Here is a 14,475-nt window from a genome sequence, read left to right on the forward strand (position 1 = left end):
GCTTCCTCCTCGCTAGTTTCCGAGCGGAACGAAGTGGTAGGTGTACGTCGCGCCGAGGTAGCTGTTGGAGTTCAGGTAGCCGTTGGGGCAGAGCTCGCTCTTCTTGACGGGCAGGAAGAGGGAGTCCGAGGGGACGATGTCCTTGTCCACGTTGATGCCGCCCTCCCGCGCCCCCGCGGTGAAGCGAGCCCGGTAGTCGTACGAGATCGGCGGCATGTCGACCTGGGAACACCCGCAGAAGAATCCGTCCGTCACCGCCCGGGGCTGGCGGGCGGCCGAGTCCGAGTACAGACCGCGGGTCAGCGCGACCGGGGTGCCGAGCATGTCGGCCCGCTTCCTCGCGGTCAGCGCAGCCGTTCTGGTGTCGCCCATGACCGCCTTGCCCCGCGTGGTGATCCTGGTCGCGTCGATCGAGCCGTTCACCGACATCGTCGTGGAGGCCAGCAGCCGGCCGGGGTTGACGGGACCCTGCGCGACGGCCGTCCGGGCCGTCAGGGGTCCGGCGAGGTCGAGCTTCTGCCCGAGGGTGGCGTCGCTGGTGATGGTGAGCGTGGGTCTGCCACCCAGCGGGCCGGTGAGCAGGAGGTTGTTGAGGACCGGCTTGTCGACGGTCACCGTGGCGGTGTCGTAGGAACATATTCCGGTGACGTCGTCGCAGGTCATCAGGGTGAACGTGGTCGTGCGGTAGAGGCGTTCGACGGTGTAGGTGGACCGGTCGCTGACGTCCGTGTCGACCCTCACGTCGGGGCCGGTGTGGGTCCCGCCGGGGCGCTGGTAGTACAGCCGGCGCTTCTTGTCGTGATCGTCCTTCCATTCCAGCAGGACCGTTTCACCGGCCGAGATCCGTGTGGCGGGTTGCCGGCTGCCGTTGTTGCGGAGCGCCCTGAACCGGTTGGCAGTGCCAGCGACGAGCTCCGGGGCGTACTGGTGCTTGGTGATGACCAGGTACGCCACGCTGTCCGGATCCCGGCCGCCCTCCGATGAGTACTCCTGCACCAGGATTTGGGCGTGGCCGGGGAAACGGTTGACCCGGATGTCGTCCAGACGCAGGGAAAGCGCATCGATGGTCGCCGAGCCGCCGGCCTTGGGAGCGATGGTGAACCTGACGGCGGTGTCCGACGCCACTTCGGTCACCTCCCAGATGGTGTCGGGAGTGAGCACGGCGCTGATGCCCTCACCTATGGCCGCGATGTCGTGCGTGCCGCCGCCGACTGGCACCACCACGACGATTCTGGTCAGCCGGCCCTCCTCGTTCGGCGGTGTGCACGCGACCAGGTCGAGGGCCGTGGTGCTGTAGGGAGCGCCGGTGTCGAGCGGACTGGCCTGCAAGGGCGACGGTGAGCTGGCCACCGAGTAGTCCAGCAGGGTCGGCCCGACCGACGCCGCTGGGGTGCTGCCGACGGGGGTAGTCATGAGGAGGGCCTTTCCTGGTGGGCCGCGTCGGGGGACTCCTGCGTGGTGCGTGCGGGGCGCAGTTGCAGTGCCCCCGTGTGCAGGGTGGGGCGCGGGTGCGGGTAGCGGGCCTTGGGGTCGGCCGGGACGGTGGCCGCCTCGGCCCAGGCATCGGCGCTCCGCTCGGTCCAGGTCCACAGGCCGTGGCGGTCCGAGGGGCGGGGGAGCAGGAGGCCGGGGGGTTCGTCCGTGGCGGTTTCGGCGACGGACTCCTGCGGCACGGTGAGCATCGGCGCGAACTGGAAGGAGGCGAAGAGCGTATTCAGGCTCTCCTCGACCAGGTGGCCGGGCAGGCGGGCCTTGGTGACCGGCAGGATGTCGGTCGTGGCGTGAACGCTGCCCAGCGGGTCCGCGATGAGCGTCAGGTGACCCATGCTGGCGCGTTCGTGCAAGGGAGTGTTCCTGGCCGGCAGAGACAGGTTCTCTCCGCTGCCGATGGGCTCGAAGTAGTCCATGGCCGCCTCGTTCCCGGCGATCAGCTCGACGAGATCGTCCGAGGTCAGGACGGTGTACAGCCGCTCGTAGGTCCCGCCGCGGCCGAGGCTGTCGCGGTAGTAGCCGATGAGGGAGTCGCCGAGCCTGTCGCGTTCGCCCAGGCGAACGGGCCAGCGCTCGTTCAACAGGTAGTGAGGGTCGGGCAGGTCCTCGATCAGGTGCAACCAGGACGGGCTGCGGTACGCGGGGCCGTCCAGGTCGATCTGGGCGCGCAGCCGGATCAGCGCCAGCGGCCGGCCGATCAGGGCGCAGGGGGAGGTTAGGTCCATCTCACCCCGCGGGGAGATCGTCTCCAGGGCGCGGTCGAGGACCTTCAGCATGACCGTCAGGCCCGGGGACCCCTGGGCCAGGAGGTCCTGCACGAAGCCATGCAGGTGGACGTAGTCGGGCCTGAGGTCGTCCACCTTCTCGTACCCGGAGAAGGGCAGTGGCTGCCAGACCGGGCGCCGCTCTCCGCCGGGAGGGAGCATGTCGCGCAGGTAGCCCAGCGGGGCACCCTCAGGGGCGAAGCACAGAAGTGACTGGTCGAGGTAGTTGGGGATCAGCCAGGCACAGATCGCCCGATCCGCCTCGTCGGGGTCCAGAGTGTGGGTGTCGTCGCGGGCGGACAGGAAGGTGAGCCGCATCCGGGCCGGCTGGTTGATCCGGGGCGTCAGCTGCACGAATCGGCCGGCGTTTTGCCTGATCACGGTGACGGGTTCGTCGTGATCGTCGAGGCCCGGGGCGAGGTCGGGGGTCAGGACCGGGCGGAACTGGTACGCGGGCACGCCCAGGCCGATGGTGTCGCGGATCTTGACCTCGTCCGGGATGACCACCGGAAGGACGTGGCCGAAGCGGTCGACGACGTTCAGTCGCGTGAACGCGAATTGCCCGCAGCGCAGTTCACGGAACCGGACACCGTAGTCGTAGGCATCGGCCCAGCCGAGGAACGGCCGTGGCAGCGGACCCGGGTCGGCGGGAGCGGTCTCCAGCATCTGCTGTTCCAGCGCGGTGCGCAGGGTGTGGCTGCCGGTCAGCGGGGCCACGGCCCGGCTGGAACTGCGGCTCAGGAGCTGAGCGCTGAAGCCGTCCAGGGACTGGGAGATGCAGTCCGAGTGCCTGATCTCGTCCGCCAGGGCGTGCAGCGCCTCTGCGTGCGGCCCCGGGTGGTCGTCGGCGTAGTCGTGCAGCCGGGCGGCACCGGTCTCGGAGGGTGTGGGGGTGAGGAACTGACGCCCCCGCAGGGTCTGGGGCTCCGTGCTGCTGTAGCCACCGCGCCAGCGGTACTCGGTGCCGTCGAAGTCCCAGTGGTTCTGCAGGCCCTCGGCGGGGTCGCCCTCCTGGAAGGGGATGGCGTAGTACTCCACCTCCCACTGGAAGAACAGCGGTGACCACGGCTGTTCCCAGGGGCGGGCACCGAGGGCGGGCACAGGCCCGTCCGCATGCTCCTTGGGGAGGCGCATGGCCCGGACCAGACGGGCGGTCTGATCGGCGTTGAGCGGCGGGACGGTGAGCCTGGCCAGGGCAGGGGCGTTCGCCGGGTCGAGGTGGAAGAACTCCTTCAGGAGTGCGGGCAGCACCGCTGTGCCCAGCCCCGGCGGGACGGGCAGGTTGCTCGGCAGCGGGACCCTGTTCCCGGCGGACACGGGTTCGGTGCTGTTGGCCGGGGAGAGGAAGAGCGTGGTGATGAGTTCGGCGGGCCAGCGGCACCGCAGCCCCTCGTCGGCCTCCAGCCGCGCGACCTGGTCGGCCTTGGTGCCGTGGAGCACAACGATGGGGTCGTTGGTCCGGTGGAAGTCGGGTTGGACCGCGCACTTGAGTTCCGCGCCCTCGGGCAGTTCCAGGCCGTTGCGGTCGATGTAGTCGGCGATCGAGTCCTGGAGCTCCTCCGCGGTCCGGCCCCACGGGATGTGCCGGCGTGCCTCGGCGAGCAGGCCCTCCAGGTCGGAGGCCTCGGCTTCGGCATCCGCCAGGCACGTGGCGAGCACGTCGCGGTAGCGCGGCCTTCGGGGGCCCGGGATCAGCGTGCCCACCGTTCCGGTCGTCTCCAGCGCGGAGGTGAACAGGAAGAGGAACGGTTCGACCACCACGGCGGCGTCGATGCCCCGTCTCATGGCGATGGGCAGTTCGGGCATGTCGTCGAGGTAGGGACGCGGGTAGCCCTCCTCCACGGTGTCGTTCTGCCAGTCGTAGATCAGGTACTGCATGCCCTTGAAGAAGAACACCAGGCCGGACGCGTGATCGACGGCGTCCAGGTCACTCCAGAAGTGCTCGAATCGGTTCTCCTGCAGCCCGCGGAACATCTCCTTGATCGGCTTGACGGTCTTCGTGTTGCCGGCTGTCACGCGGTGGCAGCACTGGTCGCCCTTGAAGAACCACTGGTCGGTGTCCGCCATGGCGAACGCCGCATCGAGGTCCGCCGTGAAGGGAGCGGGCAGGCTCCACAGGGCCGCGATGGTGGAATCGCTTTCCATCTGGTCGGTTTCGAGGTTGCCGCGGCCGACCGTGCTCCCGCTCTTGTGGACGAAGTGTACGGGCGAGCCGTAGCACAGGACATCGGCGAGGTGCTGGGGCCGGGGCGGTACCCCGGGCCCCCCTTGCGGCTTGAAGATGTTGGGGACCGGCGTGGCGATCCAGGACGCGCCCGGGAACTCGGGGATGCGCGGCAGGCCGGAGCACCACCACAGGTCGTACACCCGGCGCTGCGCCGCGGCCAGGCGGTGGGCGGTGGCGTCGTGGTCCGCCTGGTGCCAGTTGAGCTCGTTCAGCCACGTCATCTCGCCGTCGAGGGCGACCCCTGTGGTGTCCCCGTCCTTGAACAGGTAGAGGAACCGGCCGATGAAAGCTGCCGCGTCGATCCCGTCGGTGAAGGCAGACGGCAGTGAGGGGAAGTCGGCACCGAGCAAACGGGGAAAGCCCGGCCGGGTCCGGTCGGTGGCGATGTCATGGACCACGTATCGCGGTCCCTTGAACAGGAACAGCAGACCCTCGTGGACGGCGCCGGCGTCGAGGTCTGCCTGGAAGTCCGTGGGCAGGCCCGGCCACCGTCGGGCGATCGGTGAGGCCTGTTCCCACGGAGCCTGCGACCAGCACTGGTCACCCGCCAGGATCAGCCGGAGGCCGTGCTCGTCCAGGAATGCGGTGTCCAGGTCCTGGCCGAAAGGTTCCGGCGCACCCCAGGCGCCGGCGATCGTGGCCGTACCACGGCGACCGGTGCCCACCGTGTGGACGCGGCCCGCCTCGACGAACTGCACGCGCTCACCGGAGTCGTGGACGAGCACCGCGTCCACTGTCGTGGGCCGCCGGGGTGGCAACAGCTGACCGGGGACGGGGACGGCGGCGGTCCGCAGGGATTCCTCGGCGGGCACCCCTTCGAGCACCCAGGTGGTGGCGGCGGGCGAGGGGGTGAACCGGGCGGCGTGCCTCGCATCCGCGGCGGTGTACTCGCCGTCGGCGTCGTCCAGGTCGTCCAGGACGCCGTGGTGGCAGGCACCGAGCAGGGCCGGCAGCTCGTCGTCATCGCCAGGGGCGGCGCCGAGCAGGCTCTCGAAGGCGTCGGTACTGGTGTGGCCGATCGCCACGTCGGTCCGGTCGGGACGCGGAGAGTCCGGGAGGTCTCCGTCCAGCTGCCAGCTGACGTCCAGGGCGATGCCGTGGTAGACCGTGCGGGTGACCGGTCCGGCCGCGGGTGGATCGCTCGCCGTCCACTCCAGCGCCTCCAGCGCCGCGGCCAGGTCATCGCCCGCACCGGCCAGGAGGTCCTTGGCGGGATCGCTGTACCAGCCCGTGACCAGGTAGCTGACGATCCATTCCCCGGTGTCGTTCTCCTGCGGATCACCGGCCAGGTCGCGCATCAGGTCGTGGAGGGAGAAGACATTGGTGTTGTAGGGCTGATAGGTGGCGAAGGTCGCCACGCCGGGGCCGATCGCGGTCAGGAAGAGATCGCGGGCGGCGGGCTCGGGTTCGGACCAGCCGTCGGCCAGATCGACGCGGCGCCCGATCCGGGTGAGCTCCCTGCCGGGTGTCAGGTAGGCGCTGGTACCCTCGGCGGGATCGAGGAAGTCGCTCTCGACCATCCACGCCGTCTGGATCCGCGTCTCGGAGTCGGCCCTGCCGTGGGTGCGCACCACCAGCCACCGGTTGGGGACCAGCGGGAACTCGGTCACGCCCGTCTCCTGGTCCTGACTCCCGGACACCAGGGCCTGCGGCAGCTGCCAGTCCAGATAGATCCCGCAACTATCCGGATCAGCAGCGAAGTTGATACCGATGTTGCTGAACGGTTGCGGCTCGGGGGAGACCCGGTTCGCCTTGGTGAGGTGGTAGTTCGCCTGCCAGCGGTGGAAGTTCTCCGCCCACCGCACCTGATTGTTGACCACCAGGGCATCGACGTGAATGGGCACCAGCAGCGGCGTCGGTCCGTCGGCCGCAAGGGGCGGGGTAACGGTCATGGCGTGTCTTGCCCTTCACTCGTCCCGAGGCCGCTCGAAGGTTCGAGATCGGCCCGCCACGGGGTGAAATACTGGGTATACGGAGCGTTGGCCAGCTGCACAGCCAGGGCCGCCGGACCCGGCCCGGCGGCCGGCACCGGCTGCTGGGCCTGCCCCAAGCGGACGCCGAGGTCCCTCAGCAGACCCCCGGTCGTGCCTGGACGCAGGTCCAGCACGCGCGGCCGGCCCGCCGGGTCCGTCCGCAGGTACGCCTCGACCCCGGACTCCCCGACCGGAGTGGGGAAGTAGGCCCCCTGGATGGTCTGGCCGGTCCCGGACGCGGTCAGGCGGCGCAGGTTGATCACCGGCTTGTCCCTGTCGTCACCCGGGCCGGGGTGGACGTCGATCCCGAAGGACAGGCCCTCCGGCGGCTCGGTGATCTCCAGCGTGTCGGGAACCTCACCGAACAGGCAGAGCAGGATGTCCGGTGCCAGGTACTCCCAGCGCAACAGCCGCACCGGCCGGTCCCCCTCCTCGGGGCGTGCCGGACGACCGACCTGCTCCCGCCGGTACGCGCGGATGATCAGCCCGGGGCAGTCGGTGACCAGGGAGGAATGCACGAGCACTCCGGCTCTCGGCCACGAGTCGTCCTCGGGCAGCCCCTCGGCCCACGGCGCGGCCAGGGCCTCCAGCTGCTCATCGGTGCTCCCGGTCAGACCGACACTCACCGCTCCGGCCTCCAGAGCCGTCAGCCAGCCCCGGTCGACGTAGAAGAACCGCAAGGACTCCGGCGGCAGCATCTCGGGGTCGGGGACCAGATGCGCGAACGGCACCGGGTGGAGCAGCCTCAGCCGCTCCAGCCAGCCGGTGACGGGCTCGGCCGGCTCCTCCATCCGATCACGCAGCACCTCGCCCAGCACCGCGCGCTTGTCGGCGTCCTCCAGCACGGTGCGCAGCGCCGGCCCACGCCCGCCGCCCCGTACGGCGGTGCCACGCGGCGGCACGGCCCGGAGCGGGTCGGGGGAGGCCAGCGCCCGGACCATGGAGCCAGCGGCTCCGTCGGCGACGAGCTGCACGAACCGCTTGCCCTGGGGGCAGGGTGCCATCAGGCGCCCGAGCGCGTCATGGCCCGCGGCGCCATCGACGCCGGCCAGACGCTGCGCGAGCATGCCCGCGCGGAACCGGGCGCGGGTACGCCAGTGCGACAGGGAGGCCGAGAAATCGGCGTCGGCCAGGGCCAGGGCCCGTCCCAGGGACCAGGCCACCGACCACGAGGTGTCGAAGACACCCCAGGTGTGCAGGTAGACCTGCAACTGGGACGCATCCGTCCAGCGCTCCGGCGCGGGCTCGTCTCCCACCCTCGCACGTGCCCCCGTCCCCGCCCGCGCGGGTGCCGACTCCGGCAGCTTCCGCGCCGGCTCCGCGGTCAATGGCCCCCGGTACCAGGCGAACGTTCCCTCCCCCGACTCCACCCGGTACGGCAAGGGCACCCAACCGCCCTCCAGGCGCTCCCGCACCTCGGTCCCGGCCGCCCCGCCACCGCCGCCGGGCTCCGGCAGGCGCAGCATCAGGTCCTTCTGCCGCGCGTCGGGTCCGTAGAGCATGTCGCTCATCCGGCTGGGGAAGGCGACGCCGGTGGACGGCAGGCAGTCGAACGACCAGCGATGCAGAGACACCACCCGCACGTCCCGCGGATCGTCCGGCCCCGTGACGGGACCCGCCCGCAGCGCCTCCAGACAGCCCTCCAGCGACACCAGGTGCGCCACGTAGCGGCCGCCGAGCGGATCGGGCAGCCGACTGGCCAGCAGCACCGCGAACTCGCCCTCCGCGTAGTCCTCCCCGCGCAGGAGCCGGTCCTCCTCGACCGTTCGCGTGTGCGCGAGGTAGCGCAGCTCGTCCTCGTGCGGACAGACGAGGGAGAACACCCACCGGGGGACGCGGATCGTCGCGCACTCACGGCGAAGGTCGTCCTCCGGTACCTGGGTGAGCGGGATCTTGGGGGTGATGACGCCCGGCTCCGGCCGGGTCAGCAGGTCCTCGACGATCTTGGTGTCGACCGCGCCCAACGCACCCGGGTCATTGGGAAGTTCCTCCTCGGCGAATACCAGCAGGGCCAGCCACGGTGCTGGAACCGTCGCCGAGACGTCCAGCGCCCCGGGCTCCAGGGTCCGTTCCCACGGCAGCAGCCGGTCGGCCAGGGTGATGTGTGGCAGCGTGCCGGCGAAGGCGCCGAGCTCGTGCGGCACCGGATTGACCGCGGTCACCATGTCCTCGGGGAGGGCGAACTGCGGAGCGCGGATCTCGAACTCCTGCACCTTCTCGTCGAAGTAGGGCCCGGTGGACTCGCCCAGGTTCGGGAGCCCCTGCTTGGCCACGATCCGGTACGAGCCACCCGGCAGGGCGGGAACCAGGTGATCACGCAGATCCAGTCTGAAGCTGACGTCCCGGCGCCCCGTCATGGGGCCGCTGTTGTGCGTAGCCATCACGCCTCTCCTTCGACCGGCGAGGTGCCGGCATCGCGCTGCGGTCCATTCGATGACGAGGAAGGGGGAGCCGACTCGCGTTGCTCCCGAAGGATGGAACCCGACTCCGTGATGGGAACGGTGACGACGAAGCGCCAGAGGTTCTCGCTGCCCAGATCGATGCTCCCCAGCCGGCGCGGTGGTACGGCCGTGGCGTCCACGACGTGCAGCTGCCGGTTCGCTCCCGCGCGCACGCCGTAGGCGCGCGCCCCGTCCGGGGAGAAGCGCAGGAGGTCCGCCTGGCCGGCGTTGATCAGGCTGCTCGTGTCGAACGAGGAGTAGATCCCCCAGTTCGGTCCCGCACCGTCGACGGCCCAGATGCGGCCGTCAGGGGACTGCTCCGCGGTGACGAGGGTCATGAGGTTGAAGGTGCCCAGCTGGACGGTGCGGGGCTGGCCGCCGCCGTCCGTCTCCGCGCGCAGGGCACGGAGCAGGAACCCCTCCCGGGCGAAGACGCAGGGCGCCCCGTCCCAGGAACCCGCGAACAGTCTGGTCACGTTCCCGACGTCGAGCGGCGCGTAGTCGCGTCCGGTATCCGGGTCGAGAGCCTGCACCGAGCCGGGCTGGCCGGAGAACGAGGACGACGTGACGAACACGAACAGCTGTCCGGCGGACGTCACGGCCGCCTGGTAGGGGTAGTGCCGCGCGAGGGGCCAGCTGTTCAGCAGCTGTCCGGTCTCGGTGGCGTACACGTCGACCGTCGACGGTGTCGCCCGCAGGGCGAACAGCCGGCCCTGCTCGGGATCGATGGCCACGGTCCGGGAGCCCTGATGGACGAAGTCGAAGGCCCGGGGTCCCCAGGCTCCTCCCGGATCGACCACCACCGCGCGGTTGCGGGGGATGGAGGCGGCCAACACGCGCTGCCCGTCGGCGCGCACCGCCATGACGAACGGCTGCGTGCCGACGATCTCCGAGGACCTGATGGTCCTGCTCGCCGTGTCGATGACCCACATGCCGTTGTTGGAACAGGTGTAGATCCTGGAACCGTCGGGTGTCGCCACTGCCGCGTTTGCATCGAAGCCCGAGGGCACCGGCAGCGGTTCGAGCTGTTCCATGGTCTCCAGGTCGACGACGCCGACCTCCCGTCCGAGTACGTGGAACAGCCACGCCATCGCCGGCCGCGGCTCCGGCACGGGCTCGGGCTCCAGGGCACCTTCCACGAGGAGCGGATCGGACGGCAGGCCGATCTCGGCTGCGTGCGCGGCGAGACCCGAAAGCCGGTCATTGGGCAGCTCTGCCCACAGCGTGTCCAGCAGTTGGTGCAGGTTGCCGCGGGCCGTCACCGTCTCCGGCCGGGCGATCCGTTCGGCGACGAGCGCGACGCCCGCGCCGGACTCCTCGACGGGCTCGACGACGACTCCCGCAGGCGGCCGGTGCCGACTGACCGGCGTCACCGCATCCAGCATCTCCTCGTTGCCCAGCGCCTGCTCGGTGATCTTCGGCAGGGCATCGCCTTCGGTGGGCGGTGGGACGGTGACCGTCACCCCGGTGAGCTGGTGAGGCACCAGTTCCCTGTCGTCGACGGAACGCGGCTTTCCCCAGAGCGCTGACGGGACGTTGCCGCGGATCGCCTCCCGTGGCCAGGTGTCGGGGTCGGCCAGCGTCCCCCACTGGGCGGCGGCGCCGCGGGCGGCCTTGTTGTACTGGACGGTCACCGTCACTGGGGACTGCTGCTGCTGCTTGCGCATCGGCCGGATGTCGAGGGCGTCGCCGCTGATCGGCCTGCCTTCGAAGGTGACGGTGGAGGCCGGAACGGCCGTGCTGACGCGGAAGGTGAAACCGTCGAACCCGACCAGCCACCGTTCGGTGTCGGACTCGCTGCCCGCGATCCGTTCCGCCTCCTCCTCGGCGTCCACCAGCAGGCCCTCGGTGGCCGCGATCTGCACCGGCTCTTCCGGGAGCTGCTTGACGAACTCCGGCCAGGTGATGTCCTTCGGACCACCGATCCCGGAGGAGCCGAAGTTGATCTTGACGGTGACGAAGACGAATTTCGCCTCGACCCGGCCACCGGTGGGCGGTCCCCAGAGCTGGAGTCTCGCACTCAGCTCGCCACTGGGCTTGGTCAGCCAGAGGTCGATGGACGCCCCGATGACGACCCCGATCTCCGCTCGGAAGGTCACCGGTGCCCAGGTGATCCACAGGTTGGCCTTGGCATCCAGCCACGCCTTCACGTTCGCGACCTTGTAGCGCACGGCCAGCACCCCGCCCGCCATGATCTCGCGCGGGGTGAGGGCGAAGTAGGCGCCACCGGTGATGCTGATGTTGGAGCCCAGCGACCAGGAGAAGCCGAGCCGTGGCACCACCGGATAGTGGTCCGGCTTCTGGTCCCGGTAATCCGGGTGGTACCCGCCGATGGTGAGTACGAATTCCCCGGGGTGCGCGCTGTTCCCGAACCACGAGGAGAAGGCGAACCCACCTGTCAGGACACAGGAGCGGTCGATCACGAAGGAGTCGTACAGCTCCGCGCTCGCGGCCAACAGCCCCTGCGCGTACGAGTACACGACCCGCAGCTGCAGCTTGACCTGTGCGTAGGCCGTGCCTTCCGGGGGGAAGGCGGCCGCCGCGGTGCCGAGCAGCGCGACCGTCAGGCCGTCGCCGATCTCCAGGAGCAGGAGCACCCGCGCGCGGATGAACTCGACGATGCTGAAGTCCATGCCGGCGGCCAGCCACACCTGCCCGGGTCTGGCAGAGACCGTCCTGCGGGCGATGAGGTCCTGCAGGACCGCCATCGGGTTGTCCGGCAGGCCGCCCTCGTCCAGACCCGCCACCAGGGGGAAGGAGGCCACCTGGCTCTGCCCCGGGATCGCGACGGTGCTGTTGTAGCCGAAGCCCGCGGCGAAGCCCGTCACGACGAACGGAGGCAGGCCCAGCGTCAGGCCGATCACCCGTCCGAACAGGAACAGGGACGGACTCCCGCCGTTCTCGCGACGCTGGTAGGCACCGACCACGAACAGGCCGAGCTGCGGCAGCTCCACCAGCGCGGAGCCGGCCAGCATCAGGTCGTAGTCCGGCGGCGGGTCCAGGCGCAGGAAGGCGCCGCCGATGTGCAGGGGCGGCTGGTTGAAGTCCAGGCCCACACCGTCGATGCGTGGCTTGACGGGCAGCGGCCAAATCTGTTTCGCATTGAGATCCAGTCCGAGGCCCATGCCTTCGACGCTCAGCGTCATCCCCATCGCCGACAGGGAGCCTTCGACCATGAGGTAGACCACGCCGCGCCGGTAGTTCAGGCCGATCCGCTGGATCAGCAGGGGACCGAACTCGGCACCCACGTCGACCCAGCAGGAGGCGCCGCCGGCGACCGATCCGGCCCGGCTGTCCAGAGCGGCGTGTTCGTCGGTCTCGCCCGAGTCGTCGGACCCGGCCGGCAGGAGGAAGCGCGATCCGGGCCAGATCATGGCGGGGCGCTGGTCGGGGTCCTCCTCGTCGGTGTCCGTGTCCGTGGGCATGACCAGGATGAGCGGATCCGGCTCCACGCCCGGCAGCGTGTAGTCCAGGATGAGCATCGGGCCTTCGAGCAGGCCGCCGTCCTCACCGATCATCGGGAACGGCGTGGCCTCCTCCACCCCTTCCGCGAGCGCCGTGTTCACGGCCTCCAGTTGTTCGGCGTCCAGAAGGCCCGAACAGGTCAGGATCCGGACACCGGTGACGGAGAGGTCGGTCTGCCAGGGAATGAGCCCGCCGACCAGCGGGATCTGCTTCAGACTGGCCGTGACCCGCACCGCCAACTGGAACGCCCAGACAGTCTCGTCGTCACTCAGGGGGTCGGGGACGGACACGACGGTCAGGTTCAGCCGCTCGGTGGAGACGGACACCACGATCTGGCCTGCGCGGTAGCTGAAGGAGACGGCGCTGACGGTCGGCTTCAGTGCTTCGGGCCATCGGTCCTGCCAGTCGCCACCCGGCAGGCCCAGGGCGCGCAGCACGTCGAGCACGGGCAGCGGCTCCCGCTCGGCGGCCCAACTGGCCGTCCAGAACGACTCGTCGTCGCTGTCGCCGAAGCTCACCGCGAACACCATCGGGTAGGGTTCCGGCTCGTCTCCGAGGGTGACCTCGATCGAGAGTTCGGCATCGAAGCGCCAGCCGTTTGGGCCGACCGAGGCGTGCAGGACGAACTCGGCGTCGTTGGACCGGTCCCCCAGCGGCAGCGATCCCCGGCAATGGAACGCGCCGGCGGACTGACTGTCGAACTCGACGTGGACGACGCTCAGTTGCATGTCCCTGATCGACGCCGGTATGTGCGTCCTGAAGGTGTCGTAGAACCAGTCGCAGAATCCGTCGAACTGGATGTCGCGGGCCGTTCCGGAGAACCCCCAGCCGGCTTCGGACTTGCGGGCCATGACGACGATGGGCGTGTCTCCGGAGTTGATCTTCGCGACGAGCGTGCCACCGGTCTCCCGGTCCGGGGCGGAGGAGATCTCCAGAAGGACCTCCGACAGCTCCAGACCCAGGCCGAAGTCCCAGTCGAGTGCGGTGGCGCAGCCGAGCGAATAGGCTCCGCTGGCGGCGTCGAACTGGATGTAGGCGTACTCCAGTTGGAGGTCGGCCCGCTGTCGCAGATCCTCCGGCAGGTAGGGACGGAAGAGCTCGCTGCCGCTGTCGGGCTTGGCGATCGTGGCTGTCACCCAGAGATCGGGCAGCGTCAGAGCGGCATCGAGGACCAGGTCCTTGTTGCTGCCCACGCTCAGGCGGGCGGCCAGCCCGGCGGCCAACTCGCTCTCCTCCTCGGCTGGTTCCTCGTCCTCGTCGGTCCTGTTGTAGTAGAACCAGGCGGAGAACTCCTCAAGTGCCAGGAAGCCGGGGATGACGTCCCAGCCGCCGTCGGTGTCCAGGCGCAGGTCCCCGCAGACGTGGAAGAACTCCCGTGAGCCCCAGTCGAACTCCGCACTCACGTCCATGAGCAGGACGGCTTCCAGCGCGCCCTGAACGGGGCCGGGCAGTTCCACGCCGTCCAGTGCCCCTTCGGGGAGCAGGGGAATCCTCCGCGCCAGCTCCGCCAGCGACCCGAAGGAGATCCCACCGGGGAAGACCCCCAGGATGGTGCTGCGCTCCGGCCAAGGCTGCTCGACCAGCGCCAGGTACCCCATGTCGTCGGCCAGGTCGACGGCTGCCATCGCCTCCGGCACGACCCGCTCGAAACCGTCCGGAATTGCGGAGAACACCAGCAGGGGGGAGGTGAAGTAGGAGGAGAAGTCCTCCTTCAGCGGGAGCAGGTCCACATCGACGCCGTGCATGTCGATGTGCCAGTCCTCCCAGGTCACCGCCACCTGCAAGCCGCTCACCGCCTCGTCGTCTGCGGTGAAGCGGACCTGGGCCGATTGGGCACCCACCCCCGGAAGATCGATCTCCCCGTGCGCGGTGAGCCTTAGCGGATCTCCTCGTGCCCCCGTGAGGACCAGGGGCCCACCGCCGAAATAGTCGGTGAACAGGCCGTCGGCACCCTCGATATCAAGGGTTTCGGCATCCATCTCGAAATACTGCTGCTGAGAGGCATCCCGCAGCATCCTTCTCAGCTCTTGCACGGAGAGACTCATAATGTCTCCAGGTCGATCACGTGGCTGGAAAACGGCGGGCCAGGGGCGGTTGGCCGAAATGTCATGGCA

Annotated in this window: 4 protein-coding genes; all 4 read right to left on the reverse strand. The window is 69.8% G+C overall.

Translation table 11 applies throughout. The annotated features are described in order from the left end of the window. Positions 1 to 12 precede the first annotated feature (12 nt). From ACFVSN_RS30330 to ACFVSN_RS30345, 4 genes are read right to left on the reverse strand one after another with little or no spacing between them, the layout of a single operon-like run. Positions 13 to 1,413, reverse strand: coding sequence for a hypothetical protein (locus ACFVSN_RS30330; RefSeq protein WP_387594110.1), 1,401 nt, complete (start codon positions 1,411 to 1,413; stop codon positions 13 to 15). Beyond that, positions 1,410 to 6,374, reverse strand: a complete 4,965-nt coding sequence (locus ACFVSN_RS30335; protein ID WP_387956927.1) for a hemopexin repeat-containing protein — start codon at positions 6,372 to 6,374, stop codon at positions 1,410 to 1,412. The genes ACFVSN_RS30330 and ACFVSN_RS30335 overlap by 4 nt, the downstream gene beginning before the upstream one ends. After that, positions 6,371 to 8,836, reverse strand: a complete 2,466-nt coding sequence (locus ACFVSN_RS30340; RefSeq protein WP_387594113.1) for a hypothetical protein — start codon at positions 8,834 to 8,836, stop codon at positions 6,371 to 6,373. The genes ACFVSN_RS30335 and ACFVSN_RS30340 overlap by 4 nt, the downstream gene beginning before the upstream one ends. Next, positions 8,836 to 14,406, reverse strand: coding sequence for a DUF6603 domain-containing protein (locus tag ACFVSN_RS30345; RefSeq protein ID WP_387956928.1), 5,571 nt, complete (start codon positions 14,404 to 14,406; stop codon positions 8,836 to 8,838). Before ACFVSN_RS30345 ends, ACFVSN_RS30340 begins: the two co-directional genes overlap by 1 nt. Positions 14,407 to 14,475: the final 69 nt, after the last annotated feature.

It is taken from the genome of Kitasatospora sp. NPDC057904, from assembly GCF_042887925.1.
Lineage (GTDB): Bacteria > Actinomycetota > Actinomycetes > Streptomycetales > Streptomycetaceae > Kitasatospora.

Excerpts from the sequence above, each read along its gene's own strand:
- ACFVSN_RS30330 (WP_387594110.1), bottom strand. The coding sequence starts at position 1,413 with ATGACTACCCCCGTCGGCAGCACCCCAGCGGCGTCGGTCGGGCCGACC.
- ACFVSN_RS30335 (WP_387956927.1), bottom strand. The coding sequence starts at position 6,374 with ATGACCGTTACCCCGCCCCTTGCGGCCGACGGACCGACGCCGCTGCTG.
- ACFVSN_RS30340 (WP_387594113.1), bottom strand. The coding sequence starts at position 8,836 with ATGGCTACGCACAACAGCGGCCCCATGACGGGGCGCCGGGACGTCAGC.
- ACFVSN_RS30345 (WP_387956928.1), bottom strand. The coding sequence starts at position 14,406 with ATGAGTCTCTCCGTGCAAGAGCTGAGAAGGATGCTGCGGGATGCCTCT.